Annotated in this window: 12 protein-coding genes; 7 read left to right on the top strand and 5 right to left on the bottom strand. The window is 48.3% G+C overall.

From position 1 onward, the window contains the following. The first annotated feature begins 315 nt into the window (after positions 1-315). From B3D59_RS04830 to B3D59_RS04810, 5 genes are all read left to right on the top strand, one after another. The gene (locus tag B3D59_RS04830) at positions 316-1,068 is read left to right on the top strand and encodes an AAA family ATPase (RefSeq protein WP_286818075.1); all 753 of its coding nucleotides are present in this window, start codon (positions 316-318) and stop codon (positions 1,066-1,068) included. A 112-nt stretch (positions 1,069-1,180) separates the two neighbouring features. Next, positions 1,181-3,487, top strand: coding sequence for a glycosyltransferase family 4 protein (locus B3D59_RS04825; protein ID WP_286818074.1), 2,307 nt, complete (start codon positions 1,181-1,183; stop codon positions 3,485-3,487). Between the two features lie 17 nt (positions 3,488-3,504). Then, positions 3,505-4,857 carry a glycosyltransferase gene (locus B3D59_RS04820; protein ID WP_286818073.1) on the top strand — a complete coding sequence of 451 codons (1,353 nt, stop codon included), beginning with the start codon at positions 3,505-3,507 and terminating at the stop codon, positions 4,855-4,857. A gap of 17 nt (positions 4,858-4,874) precedes the next feature. Next, the gene (locus B3D59_RS04815; protein WP_286818072.1) at positions 4,875-5,816 is read left to right on the top strand and encodes a glycoside hydrolase family 130 protein; all 942 of its coding nucleotides are present in this window, start codon (positions 4,875-4,877) and stop codon (positions 5,814-5,816) included. Positions 5,817-5,842: 26 nt separating this feature from the next. Then, positions 5,843-7,330: a glycoside hydrolase family 130 protein gene (locus tag B3D59_RS04810; RefSeq protein ID WP_286818071.1), complete on the top strand. Its 1,488-nt coding sequence runs from the start codon at positions 5,843-5,845 to the stop codon at positions 7,328-7,330. Between the two features lie 215 nt (positions 7,331-7,545). On the opposite strand, the gene B3D59_RS04805 is transcribed toward B3D59_RS04810, so the two are convergent. From B3D59_RS04805 to B3D59_RS04790, 4 genes are all read right to left on the bottom strand, one after another. Then, complete coding sequence (locus B3D59_RS04805; RefSeq protein ID WP_286818070.1) at positions 7,546-7,800, bottom strand: hypothetical protein; 255 nt, start codon at positions 7,798-7,800, stop codon at positions 7,546-7,548. After that, positions 7,797-8,165, bottom strand: a complete 369-nt coding sequence (locus B3D59_RS04800; protein ID WP_286818069.1) for a hypothetical protein — start codon at positions 8,163-8,165, stop codon at positions 7,797-7,799. The genes B3D59_RS04805 and B3D59_RS04800 overlap by 4 nt, the downstream gene beginning before the upstream one ends. A gap of 284 nt (positions 8,166-8,449) precedes the next feature. Further along, positions 8,450-10,915, bottom strand: a complete 2,466-nt coding sequence (locus B3D59_RS04795; RefSeq protein ID WP_286818068.1) for a phosphate acyltransferase — start codon at positions 10,913-10,915, stop codon at positions 8,450-8,452. Between the two features lie 68 nt (positions 10,916-10,983). Continuing rightward, on the bottom strand, positions 10,984-12,795 hold the full coding sequence (locus B3D59_RS04790; RefSeq protein ID WP_286818067.1) for an AMP-binding protein: 1,812 nt from the start codon (positions 12,793-12,795) through the stop codon (positions 10,984-10,986). A gap of 361 nt (positions 12,796-13,156) precedes the next feature. Here B3D59_RS04790 and B3D59_RS04785 point away from each other — a divergent pair, with 361 nt between their 5' ends. Further along, positions 13,157-14,905: an ABC transporter ATP-binding protein gene (locus B3D59_RS04785; RefSeq protein ID WP_286818066.1), complete on the top strand. Its 1,749-nt coding sequence runs from the start codon at positions 13,157-13,159 to the stop codon at positions 14,903-14,905. Beyond that, positions 14,902-16,725: an ABC transporter ATP-binding protein gene (locus B3D59_RS04780; RefSeq protein WP_286818065.1), complete on the top strand. Its 1,824-nt coding sequence runs from the start codon at positions 14,902-14,904 to the stop codon at positions 16,723-16,725. The genes B3D59_RS04785 and B3D59_RS04780 overlap by 4 nt, the downstream gene beginning before the upstream one ends. Here B3D59_RS04780 and B3D59_RS04775 read toward each other — a convergent pair. Next, positions 16,718-17,431, bottom strand: a 714-nt coding sequence (locus B3D59_RS04775) for a quinolinate synthase NadA (RefSeq protein WP_286818064.1), incomplete at its 5' end; no start/stop codon positions are given. The genes B3D59_RS04780 and B3D59_RS04775 overlap by 8 nt on opposite strands.

The raw sequence follows: 17,431 nt of genomic DNA, 5'->3' as shown, positions 1-17,431 counted from the left end.
CCAAAGGGAAGTTTGAGCAAAAGATGATTGAACATATCCTCCGGATGAAAAAAATCAATCTGGCAGTCTGTGAAAATTAAGATGAATTGACCTGGCAGCAGCCTGTCACTTGAAACGGGGTCAAGTGTGGCCGTTTGGATACATATGACCTTTTTTATCCGGTCGTTAAATATTTTCCATATTATTTGCTGATCTGATTTTTATTAATCAAGCTTATTAATCAACAGGTTATAGAGACGATGCCGGTGTGTTCTGTCCTGGCACGTAACGTGAACTATAGGTTTAAAGAAACCATCCCTAAAGGAGAAAAAAGAGATGAGAAATACATCTAAAGAAACAGTTTACCCTCCCGGATATTACGGCAAAAAAATGATGAGTGCCTCAGACTGGGCCGGTACACAAGTCAGACAATGGGAACAAGCCCAGGCAGAAATAAAAGCAGCCAGCCATTTTTCACAAAAGAATTGTATTTGTTTATCCCGCGGGATAGGTGCCGGTGCCATGGAAGTGGCTGATTTCTTGTCGGGAATAACAGGCTATCGTGTGATCGACAAGGAAATTATAGAACATATGGCAAAAGATTCTTCTCTTACAGAAAAGATCATTGCGACTTTCGATGAGCGATTTCCGGGAAAGATGAGTGAACTGCTTGTTGCTCTCTCTGTGGAGAAAAAATTTTTCAAAACCGATTATGTCAAACAGCTGGCAAAAACGGTTACCGCATTGGCACATACCGAACCGACGATATTTGTCGGCCGCGGAACCCACTTGATTTTGCCCCGTCATACCATTCTATCGGTACAATTGGTCTGCAGCAAAAAGCACCGGATTGAGAAACTGGCGAATACGCTGGGTATCGGGAACAGTGAAGCAGAAGAAAAATTAAACATCATTGATGATGATCATCATGAATTTTTTAAAAAGGTTTTTCTCAGGGAAAAAATCTCCCCCGATGAATTTGATCTGGTTGTTCATATGGATCACATTGCCCAGGGACAGCAGGTTGCCCAGATCATTGCGAGTGCCTTTGAACAAAAATTTCAGGTAAATTTCAAACACAAGAAATAATTCCGTTTGTCTGTTGTGAAAATGTTTCACAAGAAAAACGGAAAGGTGTTGGGACAGCAAAAGGGAAAATGATGTCACCCTGCTGCCCACAACCGGAAAACAGGAGGAGAGTATGATACCGGAAGAACACCCTTTTGAGGGACTCACATCTATTGCCGTCATCGGTAATTATCTGCCCAGACAATGCGGCATCGCAACGTTTACAAGAGATTTGGTTGAAGGCTTGTCTGACCGGGCCAAGGATATTAATTGCTGGGCGATTGCCATGAATGACAGGGCAGAAGGATATGCATATCCTGAAAAAGTACGCTTTGAAATCAATCAGAATAAATTGGCCGATTATGGTATTGCCGCCCAGTTTTTGAATATCAGTCACACTGATATTGTCTGTCTTCAGCATGAATTCGGTATTTTCGGGGGACCGGCCGGCAGCCATCTTCTCAAACTGCTGTCAAATTTGCATATGCCGGTGGTGACGACACTGCATACCGTGTTGAAAGATCCTTCCCCCGAATATCGTAGCGTCATGATCAAGCTGGGGGAATTGTCGGACAAACTGGTGGTCATGAGTAGAAAAGCAGAACAATTTCTCCAAGAGATCTATGGTATCCCCCGGGAGAAAATCGCTTTTATACACCACGGCATTCCGGATATGCCCTTTATCGATTCAAGTTTTCATAAAGAAAAATTCGACGTGGAAGGGAAAAGGGTCTTACTCACCTTTGGTTTGCTTTCACCCAACAAAGGAATTGAAACCGTGCTGCAGGCACTTCCGGCTGTGATCGACAGATATCCGGATGTGATGTATATCATCCTTGGCACCACCCATCCCCATGTGCTGCAAACCAAAGGGGAAGCCTACCGGATAATGCTCCAGCAGATTGTTCACAATCTGAATATCAGTGATCATGTCATATTCCAGAATAATTTTGTGCCCTTGAGAGATCTGTGTGAATTTCTGGGCATTGCAGATATTTACATCACCCCGTATCTGGAAGAGGCACAAATTACTTCGGGAACCCTTGCCTACGCCATGGGAACAGGTAAAGCCGTGATTTCAACTCCTTACTGGTATGCACAGGAAATGCTGGCACACGGCAGAGGTAAAATCGTACCATTCAACAATCCCGGTGCCCTGGCAGAACAGATCAATGCCCTTTTATGCGATGATACCCAGCGGCATGCCATCCGTAAAAAAGCATACACCTTTACAAGGGAAGCCGTGTGGGAAAAAGTCTCCAAGAACTATCTTGACCTCTTCAATGAGGTCCGTCAGAAACGAATTCGGCATCCGAGACCCAGACATTCCTATGTGGAAAATATCAAAGCCATTACCCGCTTTGATCTGCCCGAAATCAAGCTGGATCACCTGAGATCCATGACCGATGACACCGGCATTCTGCAGCACGCAGATCATACCATTCCCAGCAGATTGCATGGATACTGCACGGATGATAACGCCAGGGCCCTGCTGGCGGCGGCCATGGGACAAAGATACCTGCCGACCAACGGCCTAGGACTGGATGCCTTAAGCGGCCATTATCTGGGATTTCTTTTATACGCATACAATGAAACAAACGGCCGGTTTCGTAATTTTATGACCTATGCAAGGGTGTGGGTTGAGGAGACCGGGTCCGAGGATTCCCACGGACGGGCACTCTGGTGTCTGGGTAAAGCTGTGGCATTTCTGGAAAATTCAGATCACCTGGCCATGAGTACCATTCTTTTTAAAAAGGCATTGATTGCCACAGAGCATTTCAGATCGCCCAGGGCTGTTGCATTCTGTCTGGTGGGCCTGGATGGCTACCTGGAAAAATTCTCGGGTGACAGTGATGCCAAAAGGATCCGGGATGTTCTGGCAGAAAGATTATTCACTCAGTTTTGCGAAAATAAAACCGATGACTGGCCTTGGATAGAGGATACCTTGAACTATGCCAACGCCAAACTCTCCCAGGCGCTTCTGGTATCCGGTCGTCGAATGGAAAACCATGAGATGGTGAAGATGGGTTTGGACAGTCTTACATGGCTGTTTTCCATCCAGACGGCAGATCACCATTTTGTCCCCATCGGCTGTAACGGCTGGTATAGAAAAAAAGGTGAAAGAGCCAGATTTGATCAGCAGCCCATTGAAGCCAAAAGCATGGTTGAAGCATGTGCCGCAGCTTACGACATTTCCCATGACCGGCAATGGTTTGAGAATGCCGTAATGTGTTTTAACTGGTTTCTGGGGCACAATGATCTGAACATGCCGCTGTATGACCCTAAAACCGGCGGATGCCGGGACGGACTGATGGTGGACGGCATCAACCAGAACCAGGGGGCGGAATCAACGCTTGCTTGGCTCTTGTCGTTAATGACACTGCAAAAACTCTATGCAGATGAACTACTGCATCAGTCTTCACCCTGGTCAACAGGTTAACTATAAAGGAAACTTTTATGCGCATTGCCATGCTGTCACCCATTGCCTGGCGCACCCCCCCACGGCACTACGGCCCCTGGGAAAAAATAGCCTCATTGTTGACCGAAGCCCTGGTGGGACTTGGCCATGACGTCACGCTGTTTGCCACAGGAGATTCAATTACACAAAGCACCCTGCGTGCCGTCTGTACCCAGGGATATGAAGAGGATTCAAACATCATTCCCAAAGTATATGAATGCCTCCATATCTCTGAATTGTTTGATCATGCAGAAGAGTTTGATATCATACACAATAACTTTGATTTTCTCCCCTTAACCTATTCCGGCTTTACCAACACGCCGGTGGTGACAACCATCCACGGTTTTTCATCCCCCGGAATTTTACCGGTGTATCGCAAATACAATAAAAAAACATTCTATGTTTCAATCAGCGATGCCGACCGGGCAGATGCCCTGGACTATATTGACACCATTCACCACGGCATTGATATAAAAGAATTTCATTTCCAGCCGGACCCGGAAGACTATCTGTTGTTTTTTGGCCGTCTCCATCCGGATAAAGGCGCTAAAGAGGCCATTGAAATCGCCCGGGCATGTGACAGAAGGCTGATCATGGCAGGAATTATTCAGGACAGCGTATATTTTAACGACTATATCCAGCCGTTCATTGATGATGCCAGTGTGGTTTATCTTGGCAGTGTTGGACCTGAAAAAAGAAATAAACTTCTGGGCAAAGCCTATGCACTGCTTCACCCCATCAATTTCAACGAGCCCTTCGGCCTTTCCGTTATCGAAGCCATGGCCTGCGGCACCCCGGTCATTGCAAATAACCGGGGGAGTATGCCCGAGCTTATCCGAGACAATCAAAACGGATTTCTTGTTTCCGGCACCCATGAGGCCATCGGCGCGGTGGAACGTATTAGGGATATTGACCGGGAATTCTGCCGTCGAACAGTGATGGATCATTTTACCATCGACCGCATGGTCAAAAAATATATCCGGGTGTATGAACAGATCATGGAGACGACCAAGCGTGAAGATCATCGTCCCTGGGGATTTTATAGAATACTTTCCGATGAGAATACCGTTAAGAATAAAAAAATAGTGGTGTATCCGGGAAAGCGCTTAAGTCTCCAGCGTCACCAACATCGCGATGAGCACTGGTATATCGTCAGCGGTAAAGGCATGTGGACACTCGGCGATAAAACGGTTCCGGTGACTGCCGGACAATCCGTTGATATTCCAAGAAAATCCATCCACAGAATTGAAAACAGCGGCCAGGACAATCTAGTCTTTATGGAGATTCAGACGGGAGACTATTTTGGCGAAGATGATATTGAACGTCTGGCCGATGATTTCGGAAGAATATGATCAATGAAAGGATTCAAATGAATACGATCAATGATATTGTAACGCGTTACCAGAAAAATCCCATTCTGACCCGGGAGGATGTACCGTATCCCGTTGCAACGGTTCACAACGCCGGGGTGGTCAAATACAAAAACCGCTATATCATGCTGTTCCGGGCCCATTTAAAAAACGGGCGGTCCATTATCGGCAGGGCGGACAGTCCTGATGGTTTTAAATTCAAAGTTTTGCCGAAACCCTTTTTGACTCCGGCATCCTACGGAATTTTTGCCGAATATGAAGCCTTTGGTGTTGAAGATCTGCGCATCAACCCGGTTGAAGATTCATACCTTCTCACCTACAGTGCCTATTCCCGCCACGGGGTACGCATTGCCCTGGCCCGTACAGATGATTTTAAAAAAATTGAACGGATTGCCTTGATTACCCAGGCAGATCTGCGTAATGTGGTTATTTTTCCTGAAAAAATTAAAGGCAGGTATGTCCGTCTGGATCGTCCTCATTCGGAAATTTCTCCCTGGTCCATCTGGATTTCCTATTCTCCGGACCTGATTTACTGGGGGGACTCACAAGTTGTCATCAAACCGTTATCCTACCACTGGGATGAGATGAAAATCGGTCCGGGCGCACCGCCCTTCAAAACCGAGAAGGGTTGGCTTCATATCTACCATGGTGTTTTTAAGACCATGTCCGGATCCGTATACCGGCTCGGGGCAGCGCTGCATGATCTTGCCGACCCGGCAAGGGTACTCGGGGTGTCTGATCAATGGATACTGCAGCCGGAAGAAGTTTGGGAACAGACCGGCTATGTCCCCAATGTGGTGTTTACCTGCGGTGCCGTTGCCGAAGATGACGGGACTGTGAAAATTTACTGGGGGGGCGCGGATACGGTGATGTGCGTGGGTACTGCAAAAATATGTGACCTTGTCTCTCTGTGTCTTGAATCGAGTCGTCCGCCCATGTAGCCCCGAATTGAATTAAGGAAATACTGATGCAGAAAAAAAACCATGATAAACTGATAGTGACAAGAAAACCCAATAAAATTGTCGGGGATACCTCCCGTGTAATTACAAGACCTCATCTTCCCGATGATACCACGCGCATCGCCTTGATCATCGAACGAATCCGCAGGCTGACTGAAAGCAAACAACAAAAATTATTAACACAGATCATAACGAACTTTTCCAGGCGGCATGAAGACCTGAATCACATTTTCGAAAAACACTTCAGCCTGGTAAAAAGACATATTAAAGAAGGCATATTGCAGAGTGAGACTGAACGCGCATTGATCGGCGCTTATTTTACAAAGGAGTATGCCATTGAATCTGCCGCTTTGTTCAATCCGTCCATTGTTCCGCATCCGATTCAAGGCAATCTTGAAAAGGGCAGCCTTCGGTTTGTCATGAGTTTGCGGGCCACAGGAGAAGGTCATATTTCCTCCATTGTTTTCAGAAGCGGCATACTCAACAAGCACAACACCTTCCTGTTTGATCCGGTCAGTGAGTTTGTGGAAACACCGGATCTGAAGTTAAACCCTTTTTACAAGCGCAGGCTTTTTCAGCACAAGCTCAGGGAAATGAAAGCGGATAATGATATTTGCACCCATGTTCTTGATGCGCTTCCCCAAGAATTCAGCAAGGAACAATTGGTCAGTGAGATCGAAAGGCTTCATAAACATCCTCATTTTACCCAAAACAAGCAGAATAAAACATTTGAGCTCATCAACTGGCTTTCTGATTCAAATTATGAGGTGGATTTCCATTCAGATCACCGCATATCTGAGCGGGTTATCTTTCCGGTTTCTAGAAATGAGAGCCGCGGGATAGAAGATGCCAGGTTTGTTCAATTTTTTGATGAGAATGGCGAATCAACCTATTATGCGACCTATACCGCGTATAATGGGGTTGCTATTCTCCCCCAACTGATTGAAACCAAGGATTTTATCAGTTTTAAAGTTACAACACTGAACGGAAAGGCGGCACAAAATAAAGGGTTTGCGCTGTTCCCCCGGAAAATTAACGGCCAATTTGCCATGCTGTCCCGACAGGATGGCGAAAACAACCATATTATGTTTTCAAAAAATCTACACTTCTGGAAGAACTCTCATATTATCCAGCGACCAGAGTATCCCTGGGAATTTGTTCAAATCGGCAACTGCGGCTCTCCCATAGAAACCGAGAAAGGCTGGATCGTTCTTACCCATGGTGTCGGTCCCATGCGGCAGTACTGTATTGGTGCAATCCTCCTTGATCTTGAAAATCCGTGCAAGGTCATTGCACAGCTTGAACAACCGCTTCTGGCTCCTACTGAAAAAGAGCGGGAAGGGTATGTACCAAACGTTGTCTACTCCTGCGGTTCAATCATTCATAGGAATGAACTGGTCATTCCCTATGCCATGTCGGACATTAATTCGGGTATCGCAACGGTTTCGGTGAATAATTTGATTAACAGCATGCGCAAGGTAACTGACAGAAGCTAAACCTCTTGTAAAACAGTTGAAACGTAGCAGACTGCAGATCCATGATGAAAAAATTAAAAAAGGCTCATGTCGCGTTTTTGGGTCTTATTTTTGATTCGGCAGGTATATGTTTGAAATAATTAATAATATTCAAATTATATATCGCTCAAAGCCATGACTCATTCCTCCCCGGATAGGTGACTTTGCGTTCAAGCACTAAATGGAGACAGCAGCCTCTATCCCCCATGCACCGCATCAAAGGCCGTCCCCACCTTTAAGGCATCACCGGCCACACGGTAGTCAATGTCAAGTTTTTGCGCAATCTGCGCCAATGGGTTGTAAGACACAGCGCCCGCAGCCACCACAACAGTGTCAAAGTCCAGGGCATTGATTTTGCCGTCCTTTTTAATTTCCAGGCCTGTTTCGGTAATCCGCACCACTTTTGCGCCGGTTACGGTTTCCACATTAAAACGCTCAAGATCCTGCATCATCCCCCACCGGGTTGATTTACCGATCTCTCCTTTCCAATGCGATTCGTCATCTCGATGAGACACACCTTTTTGCTGCCTGTGGTGGCCATTTCAAAAAGAGCTTCCGGAGTTTCGGCTTTGTTGATCAGCTTATGAATGGTTCTTCCCACTTGGGAACGGGCCAGATCGAATTCCGACTGATCTGAAGTGGATGCCATTAAACTTGAAAAATAAGCTATCCTATTAGTCAATCCGGATTGGTGGCTGGCAAGACTAATCAGTTTTGCAAAGTCGCGTTGTTTGGATACGACCGTATACATGGTGATATATGAGGCGGTAGCCAGAAGTGCAATGGCGCTGAGCCCGAAAAGATATCGCAACCTCAAATTTTTTACTGTATTAAGATGTATCAAACTGCCTTGTGCCCATCCATAATTGAAAGGCACCCTCCGTTTCTTGTTTTGCTATCTGAACGCATTGAAGTGACGTTCTGTGTTTGGACCGTTAAATACATATTTTTAAACCATCTCATAGTCGGATCGGTTGAATTCTGTACGGCTACTTAAATCTGAGAATAGCAGCAAATTGTTAGAATATTATTATTTCAAAAAAAGCTGGGGGATATGGGAAATCTCGCGTTGGCATTCTCTACAAGGTTTTATCTGTAATCTTAAGACGACTCCCTGCTCTGGTTTTTAAGATCAAAGTAAAATTTTACGGCAAGGGACAGTGACGCCAGTTTTGACCGTATGGAATCCCCCCTTGATGTCAGAATCAGGGGCATATCACCACACAGAATAACCCCGGCAAGGTCTGCCCCGGACTGAGTCGTCAGGGTTTTCCACAAAATATTGCCCGAATCAATATCCGGCAGGATAAGCACATCGGCATTGCCCCGGATTCGGCCCGTGTAATGCTTCTCTTCGGCAATGGCAACATCCATGGCCACATCCAAAGATAAGGGGCCTTCCACAATGCAGTCGTCCCTGTCTGCAAAACGGGCCGCAATACGTTCTGCCTCCATGGAGCTGTCCACGCTGCGGTTTACGTTTTCAACGGCAGAGATCACTGCCACCTTGGGTACCTTGATATTCAGGTTATGCACCACTTTTAATGCATTCTCAAGGATGGCCATACGTTTTTGTTCGTCAGGGTAAGTGTTTAGTGCACCGTCTGAAAATGCCAGCAATTTGTTCCGGGTGGGGATGTCCACAATGGCAGTGTGGCTCATGACCTGGCCTTTTTGGAGTAGACCACTGGATTTCAGGTATTTAAAAACCCCCCTGAGAAGATCTTCTGTATGGATGCTCCCTTTCATTAGGATATCAACCTTGCCCTGGTCCAAAAGGCTGACAGCTTCTTCTACGGGTGTTTCCGTATCAATGATGGTGTAGTTGTCATTGTCAATGACAAGGTCGTATTCATAGGCCATCTGGCTGATCGCCTGGAAATCACCAAGGAGAACAAATTTGGAGATGCGGAACTGGCCTTCTTCATTGGCCTTTTTAGCCGCCTGGATTGACTCTTCGTTGTTGGCACCCACAATAGCTATGGTCGGCGCATAATTTTCTTCGACCGTCAGGTATGCGGCATCAATGATATCGTCCAGGGTAGTCAACGGCGCGCCTTTTTTCTTGAACCTGATTTCGCGTTTGAATACGGGGGTGTCAATCAATGCGTCTTCATCATGCCTTCTTTTTTTAAGGGCATCCCGTTCGGTTTCGTAATCTTTGAGAGACTCAGGGGCATAATATCCCCGGATCTGTCCGGCAGCCAGGGCCTCATGTTCAAAGTAACCGGGCATGACCACCACCGGGTAACGCCCTGCGATATTCTGCTTGACCCGGTGCATCATGTCCGGATTGGCGGCAAGTCCGCCGGTGATCGCCATTACCTTGACATCTGCCCCGTCGGCAGTAAGCTTGAGCATACCGCCGGCAATTTTTCTTGCCATAAAGTTTTGAACCAGTTCTATTTTTTTACGCTGTACCGGGGTGGCCCCCTGGCGCAGGAATCCGATCATGGCATAGAAATCATTGGTGCCCACAAGGGAGAGAAGACCGCCCCGGCTGTCCAGGATCTGTTCAAGGTCCCGGATGGAGAGCTCCTTGGATTTGATGGATTTGACAACCCGGTCTATGTCGATGGCACCGCTTCTGCTTGTTGACGGCAGACCGGAATAGGCGTCTATGAGCATGGTGACTTGTCCCCGTCTATGCGCGGCAAGGGAGGTGCCTCCGCCTAAATGGGCGGTGACGGCGTTCACATGTTCCGGTGCCTGATTCATCAAAGAGGCCACAATCCGCCATACCGCCTTGTGACTTAAATAATGTGCTCCGGCACCGTTGCGCTTGATTTTTACAAATCCTGTAACCCGGTCCACCAGATCCAGTTCATCACAGACAAAGGGATCTGTGGTGGTCAAAAGCAGATCCTTTTGACTGCCTGCCATCCGGGCAAGCTCCATACCCATGGGAATACCCATATTGCTGGCATGGGACCTCAACGGCGCCTCCACAAGGTCCCTGACCATTTCCGGGACCACCCGGTAGGTTCCGGACGGAATGGGTTTGAGAAATCCTCCCTGGCAGGCAATGCCGTCAAAGGAGGCAAGGGGGATTCCGGCGCGGTCCAGATGGGCGGCCACAGCTTTTATCCTGTGGTCTATGCTGTCCTCCTCATCGGGAAGGACATGTATTTCAAAACGGTGTACCTGTTCCAGACCCTGGTATACGGCAAGCCAGGTGGAAACAGTACCCGGATTCAGTAGAAGAAATCGTATATCTCCCTGTTGCGCTTCCTGGGCCAGGGAAGGACCGAGAAGACGTCGTATCGCGGGGGATTTTTCATGACTTGCACGTTCCATTTCCAGCATCATGGACAGGGCGTTGCCCACAATGGTATTGATTCCGGGGGAGGGGGGGGATTTAATCAGGACCTCGATGACGGCTGAAAGATCACTTTGCATGATCCTGGCATCCAAAGTTTCCATACCTTGTTTTATCTGTTCTGAAAGATCAGCTAACCATGCTTCACTGGTCACGGTCAAATCTCTTTCAAAGGCGGACATGGAAACATTGATTTTTCCGATTTCAGCCACTGCTTCAATTATTTTATTACGAAGGTTGGCATTCACTTTTTAGGTCCCTTTTATTTATCGTCAATCATTTTTTCGAGTCCATTAATGGCCCCTGGGATGGCATGTCAGTCAAGGGGTTCCTCCCCGGCTGCAATGCGGCGCAAAACAGACCGGAACAGTTTTCCTGTGGCGGTCTTTGGCAGCTGGTCCGTGATGATGATTTTTTTCGGTACGGCAAAATGCCCGATTTTATCCGTAATATAATCTTTTATCTGGTCAATACATTTTTGCTCATCCTGAATCTTATTACGGGGCACCACGAAGATCACAATATCCTCACCGGATTTGTTCTGGGTGCTGATAATAGCGGCTTCTTCAACCAGGGGATGGGAGGTAAGCACGCCTTCGATCAAGGATGCACCCAGGCTCTGTCCTTTGACCTTAATGCTGTCATCAAGCCGTCCCATGAACCAGAAAAAACCGTCTTTGTCGCTTCTTACCCCGTCGTAGGTGAAGAAATAGCCTTGGAATTTTGAAAAATAGGTCTTTTTAAAATGTTCGGTTGTGCCCGGGGTGGCCATTGGCATAGCCGGCCATGACTGCGAAAAAACCAGGTTGCCGCTGATGTTTGTTTTACAGGGCTCTCCAAAATCGTTTATAATTATGGGTTCCACCCCTAACGCACCAAATCCGAGGGTGCCGGGCCGGTTCAGTTCCGGGGTCGGGTATGAATTGAGTAGTGCGATACCGCTTTTGCTCTGCACCCAGAGGTTTACCACCCGTTCCGGACCCTTTACCAGTATACTGTCTGCATATTTAACCAGCCGGGGGGGGAGGGCGTTTCCACAAGAGGCAATGACGGAAAACCGTTTGGCTGTGTTCAGCTGCCCCTGACCCAGTTGTTCCCTAACTTCTGAAATTAACGTCGGCGGGCACAGCAGCGCCGGATTGGGTTGCTCATTGAGAATATCTTCAATGGTATTCACCCGGATATCCTCATCAATGAGGACAATACCTGTCCCATTGGTCAAAGGTCCCCACAGGCCGTATGCCTGTGCAGGGGCTTTGTAGATATCCAGCGTGTTTACGATCATTTGGGGTTTGTCCTGATCAAGGGCTTTATTGAAAATATCGTCAAAGGAGGCGTGGGCTTGGACCAGGAATCCGCCGGTTGGGAAAACAGACCCCACATGTTTACCGGCCAGGCGGTTTTCATAAACAGTAAACAGGGGATGATTTGCCTCGGGACAAGCCGGCTCCAGTCCGGAAGGATCTGCCTTAGCCATGTATTCTTCAAGCGTTGGGATACCTTCAATCGTTTCACCTGAAATGAGTATGGAGAGATCTTCAAGCAGGGCACGGACCGTCGGGGCATGGCTCTTTTTTTCTTCGTAAGCGTTGCTGTTTGCCATGATGACAAGTTTTGCCCTTGATGCGGTAATATCCTCTGCCACAATGGAAGGGGGCAGATGGCACCCTATAGGCAGGTAGGTGATCCCAAGATAGGCGGCTGCCAGGGCGCTGATGACAAATTCAGGACAGCTTGGCAGGTTTAAGGCGATGCAGTCCCCCTGAATCAGGCCGGCCCGGTGAAAAGCCGCTGCCAATCTGAGCACCTTGTCTTTAAGTTCATTGAAGGTCAGGGTGTGGGTATGGCCGGATTTTTGATAAAAGACCAGGGCCCGTGCGTCTCCCCTCCCTTTTTCAATTATTCTGTGAAGTGCGTTTTGGGCGGCATTGATCTGTCCGTCCCAGAACCAGGATGCCAGGGGAATAGAAAAATCCTCCTTGACCACATAAGAAAAAGGCGTCTGCCATTGCAGCTGTTCTGCTATTGCAGCCCAGAATTGTTCACGATGGTCAAGCGTATGTCTGTGCAGGCGGCGGAATGCGTCAAGACGTGTGGGTAATTTTTGGACAAGGTCAATGCTTTCCATGGTTTTACTCCCTATTTTGGAATATTCAAGGGGTCATCCGTATGTGATTGCGACCATCATCATATCATAATTGTCAGCGTACCAGTTAGAGTAAATACCATTAAAATAGGTGTCAGCACAAAAAGCTTAACGATGAATTTGGTGAAACCTATAGATTCGGCAAAAGAGGCAGGCTCATGTTGCGTTTCAGGGTCGTATAATGGTAGAGGGTAAATGCTATCGGAGTTACGTTGCAAAAACCTAACCGGACATCACTGGGGCCTGTCTGGTTTTTTCAATATTGAAACTCTTTTCCGGATGCTTATTGTTTACAAACATGTGAATCGGTTTGCTGCCGCAGCCCATTGACCGGAGTCAAAAGTTGAAGTTGATCCTTTACTATTTCAAAAAAAACTTAAGAAAGATCGCTGCGGGTGTCTTCTGTATAATTGTGGTGGATCTGCTTCAGCTTGTGGTTCCCCAGGTTGTCAGCAGGGCTGTTGACATTTTGGCGGATGCAGATTTTGACCGTCATGTCCTTTTAACGCAATGCGCCGTGATTGTGGGGGCCGGGGTTATCATGGCCCTGCTCCGTTCCGGGTGGCGCATGCTTTTAATGGGCTCGGCCTGGGATCTTGAGCGGGGCATTCGGGATGAACTGTACACCCATATGCTCAGCCTGGACACGGCCTATTATGACAAAACCCGGGTCGGGGACATCATGGCCCATGCCACGTCGGACATTGTTCATGTGCGTATGGCATTTGGTTTCGGCATCATCGCTTTGGTGGACACCCTGCTTCTCGGCAGTGCCTGCATCGGCATCATGGTCTGGACAAGCCCCAAGCTTGCGGCCCTGTGTCTGATCCCCCTTCCTTTTCTGGTTCTGGTTACAAAAAATCTGGGCAACAGGATGCATCAGTATCACAACACAGCCCAGGAGGCTTTTTCCGAACTCACCGAACAGATCCGGGAAAGTTTTTTCGGTATCCGGGTGATCAAGGTGTTCAACTTTGAGCCCCAGGTCCGGAAAAAGACGGAAACCCACGCACGGGACTATTTTAGAAAGAATTTGAAACGGGCCTATATCAATGCCCTGCTGCATCCTTTACTGGGACTTTTTTTTAATATATCCACCCTGATCATTGTTTTTTACGGCGGGACCCTGGTCATGGAAAACCGATTAAGTCCCGGAGAGTTTGTGGCCTTTATTCAATACTTGGGGATTCTTGCCTGGCCGGTGATTGCCATCGGGTGGATGACCAATCTGATCCAGCGGGGAATGGCATCCCTGAAACGAATAAATGTTCTTTTGAACACCCGGTCCCAAATCACTTTCCCTGAAGGTACGGTGATGCCGGACATTGTGAAGGGCAATATCCGGTTTGAAAAGGTGTGTTTTTCCTATGATAAAAAGATGAATGTGCTTTCCGGTATTTCCATGAATATCCCGGCCGGGGCCAGGATCGGCATCACCGGTCCGCCGGGTTGCGGAAAAACCACACTGCTTTCATTGATCTCGCGCCTGTATGACCCCACAAGCGGCCGGGTTTGCCTGGACGGGAAAGATTTGAAAACCTTTGATCCTCAATTTCTGAGGCGCCATATCAGCTTCATGGCCCAGGAACCGTTTTTGTTTTCAGGGACCCTGGAAGATAATATCCTTATGGGGAAGAGCGTTTCCGACAGTCACGACCGTGACATTCTGGACCAGGTCATTAAAATCTGCGCCCTGGAAGAAACCGTTGATCAGATGCCCGACGGTCTTGCCACCCTGGTTGGGGAACGGGGCGTGACATTGTCCGGCGGGCAGAAGCAGCGGGTGGCCCTGGCTCGAACCCTGGTGTCCCCTAAATCCGTGATCCTTCTGGATGATCCGGTCAGCCAGCTGGATACCCGCACCGCAGACCGGGCCATCCGGGGCATCAACCGGATGAATCGAGATGCCGTCATGATCATGGTCTCCCACAGGCTTTCGGCCCTTGCCGACTGTGACCGGATTTATGTCATGGACAACGGCAGAATTGCGGACCAGGGCACCCATGAGCAGCTCAAGGCATCCAATGCCTTTTACCGTACATCCTTTAATGTCCAGCAGTCAGAAGGTGAGCCCTTAGGAGACCGGCTATGAACCACTCCCACGTCTTTTCCGACGAGGAGAAAAAGGTCAGTCTGGCGAATCCGGCTCTGTTTAAAGCATTGATCCCTTACGTTCGGCCCTATGCCTGGATGCTTGCTTTAACAACGGTTCTGGTGTTCATGGTCACCGGGTTTGAACTGTTTCAGCCCTGGCTCATCCAGCAGGCCATTGACCGGTTCATCCTCGTTTCCGGTACCTCGGGATTTCATATCATGGGTCTTGAAATTGAGCAGTTTTCCGTTTTTTGCATCTGGTTTGGCGTAGTGATCCTGGCGGGGTTTGTCGTGGATTTCAGCCAGGCCATGTTCATGGAGTACACGGGCCAGAAAATTATGCTCAATCTTCGGTGCCGCCTGTTTGATCATATGACGGACCTGCCCGTGGTCTATTTTGATAAAAATGCCTCGGGAAGACTTGTGGCCCGGGTAGCTGGGGATATTGAAAATATGAACGAAATGTTTACAAGCGTTCTTGTTTTTATTTTCAGGGATCTTCTGCTCATGACCGGCGTATTTGTCATCCTGTTTTTCACCAATCGCCGCCTTGCCTTTTATTTAAGCCTGATTGTTCCCGTGGTCTTTGTGGGCGTGGTTTATTTTTCGGGTATCCTGCGCAGGGTGTTTCGTGTGTTGCGGCAGAAAAATGCCGAGATCAATCACCGTTTTTCCGAAGCTATTGCCGGTATCCGGGCCATCCAGACCTGTATGGCCGGCCTGCATTTTATCCATGAGTTCAAGCGTCTGAACCTGGCTCACTTCAGGGCAGCCATGGCTCACATCCGGGTGTTTTCCGTGTTCATGCCTGTCGTGGGGCTCATGGGTACCTTGGCAGTGGCTGTCATTATCTGGAACGGCTCTTTTATGGTGCAGCGTCAGGTCTTGACCATTGGTGAGCTTGCGGCGTTTTTGACCTATATGAAATTGTTCTTCAGGCCCTTGAGGGAATTGTCCGAGAAATTTAATCTATTGCAGAATGCCTTGGCCTCAGCCGAAAGGATAATTACGGTATTGAGCACACCCGAAATCCGACAGGATACGACGTTCAAAGGGCCGGATCCCGGCGGTATCCGGCATCTGGTATTTGAAAACGTGGCATTTTCATACACACCCGGTGTTCCGGTATTGAAAAATATCAGTTTCAGTCTTGAGAAGGGCCGGGCCATGGGCATTGTGGGGCAGACCGGTGCAGGAAAAAGTACCATCATCAATCTCACGGCCGGGTTTTACGCTCCCACCGGTGGACGCATCCTCATTAACGGTCAGGACTATGTGCATATTGATATCGCCGGCATCCGGCATCACACGGCCCTGGTCATGCAGGATCCCATCCTGTTTTCAGGAACGGTGCGGGAGAATATTGCACGCCCTCTGGATGGTGACATCCGCGAGGATGATCAAGGTCTTGAAAGAGCTCTGAAAAATGCCGATTGCGCTTTTCTTTTCGATAAATTTTCAGGACTTGACACCATGCTCCAGGATGGCGGCCGTCCTTTGTCTTCGGGGGAAAAACAATTGGTCTGCATCGCCCGGGCCTTTTCCTTTAACCCGGATCTGATCATCTTTGATGAGGCAACCTCTTATATGGATTCCCAATCCGAGGTAAAAATCCATGCCGCCATGAAGAAATTGATGAAAGGTCGCCTGTCCATTATTATTGCCCATCGCCTTTCAACAGTCAAATCGTGTGATCACATACTGGTGTTGAGGGATGGGCAGATCATTGAACAAGGCACCCATGAACAGCTTGCTCTGGCCGGTGGCGAATATGCACGGCTTCTTGAAAAGGAACGGATCAGAAGCGGGTCTATTTGATATTAATCATTTTTTTAACAGCATTCATGGCTTTGATACGGATCGCTTCTTCGACCACCACCCTTCCTGACATCTTTTCAAGACAGTTCCAAATGTCCTGCAATTGCGTTTTTTTCATGTCCGGGCATACCAGTTGATCTGATACGGGAAAAAATTTTTTTTCAGGGAGTGCCTTTGAAATGGCGTGGATCAAGCCTGTTTCCGTGCCCAGGATGAACTGGTCTGCCGAGCTTTCACCGGCAAACCGGATCATTCCCGATGTGGACTGGATGCTGTCGGCAAGTTCAAGCACATCGGGGCGGCACTCCGGATGGACCACGAACAGGGCTTTGGGGTGGGCGGCTTTTGATGCCTTGACCGCTTCAACACTTAAATCGTTATGAAAGGGACAGTAGCCGTCCCATAAATGGATCTTTTTGTCGGTATTGGCCGCGGCATACCGGGCCAGGTTACGGTCCGGTGTCATGAGCACTTCTTTTTCTTTTAATGCGTTCACCACCTTGATCACATTGGCGGAGGTGCAGCAGATATCTGAGACCGCCTTTACTGCGGCAGATGAGTTGACGTAGGTGATGACAGGGATGCCGCCAAGGTCGCCCTTGCGCCTGACCAGCGCCTCGGGGGTCACCATGTCTGCCATGGGACACCCGGCCTCGGGGTTGGGCATCAGCACTATTTTGTCCGGGCACAGGATGGCTGCGGTTTC

It is taken from the genome of Desulfobacter sp. UBA2225, from assembly GCF_002348205.1.
GTDB lineage: Bacteria > Desulfobacterota > Desulfobacteria > Desulfobacterales > Desulfobacteraceae > Desulfobacter > Desulfobacter postgatei.
This window is presented reverse-complemented; position numbering and strand designations above follow the sequence as displayed.

What these genes read in the sequence shown, in the direction of transcription:
- B3D59_RS04830 (WP_286818075.1), top strand. Translation starts at nt 316, where the DNA reads ATGAGAAATACATCTAAAGAAACAGTTTACCCTCCCGGATATTACGGC.
- B3D59_RS04825 (WP_286818074.1), top strand. Translation starts at nt 1,181, where the DNA reads ATGATACCGGAAGAACACCCTTTTGAGGGACTCACATCTATTGCCGTC.
- B3D59_RS04820 (WP_286818073.1), top strand. Translation starts at nt 3,505, where the DNA reads ATGCGCATTGCCATGCTGTCACCCATTGCCTGGCGCACCCCCCCACGG.
- B3D59_RS04815 (WP_286818072.1), top strand. Translation starts at nt 4,875, where the DNA reads ATGAATACGATCAATGATATTGTAACGCGTTACCAGAAAAATCCCATT.
- B3D59_RS04810 (WP_286818071.1), top strand. Translation starts at nt 5,843, where the DNA reads ATGCAGAAAAAAAACCATGATAAACTGATAGTGACAAGAAAACCCAAT.
- B3D59_RS04805 (WP_286818070.1), bottom strand. Translation starts at nt 7,800, where the DNA reads ATGATGCAGGATCTTGAGCGTTTTAATGTGGAAACCGTAACCGGCGCA.
- B3D59_RS04790 (WP_286818067.1), bottom strand. Translation starts at nt 12,795, where the DNA reads ATGGAAAGCATTGACCTTGTCCAAAAATTACCCACACGTCTTGACGCA.
- B3D59_RS04780 (WP_286818065.1), top strand. Translation starts at nt 14,902, where the DNA reads ATGAACCACTCCCACGTCTTTTCCGACGAGGAGAAAAAGGTCAGTCTG.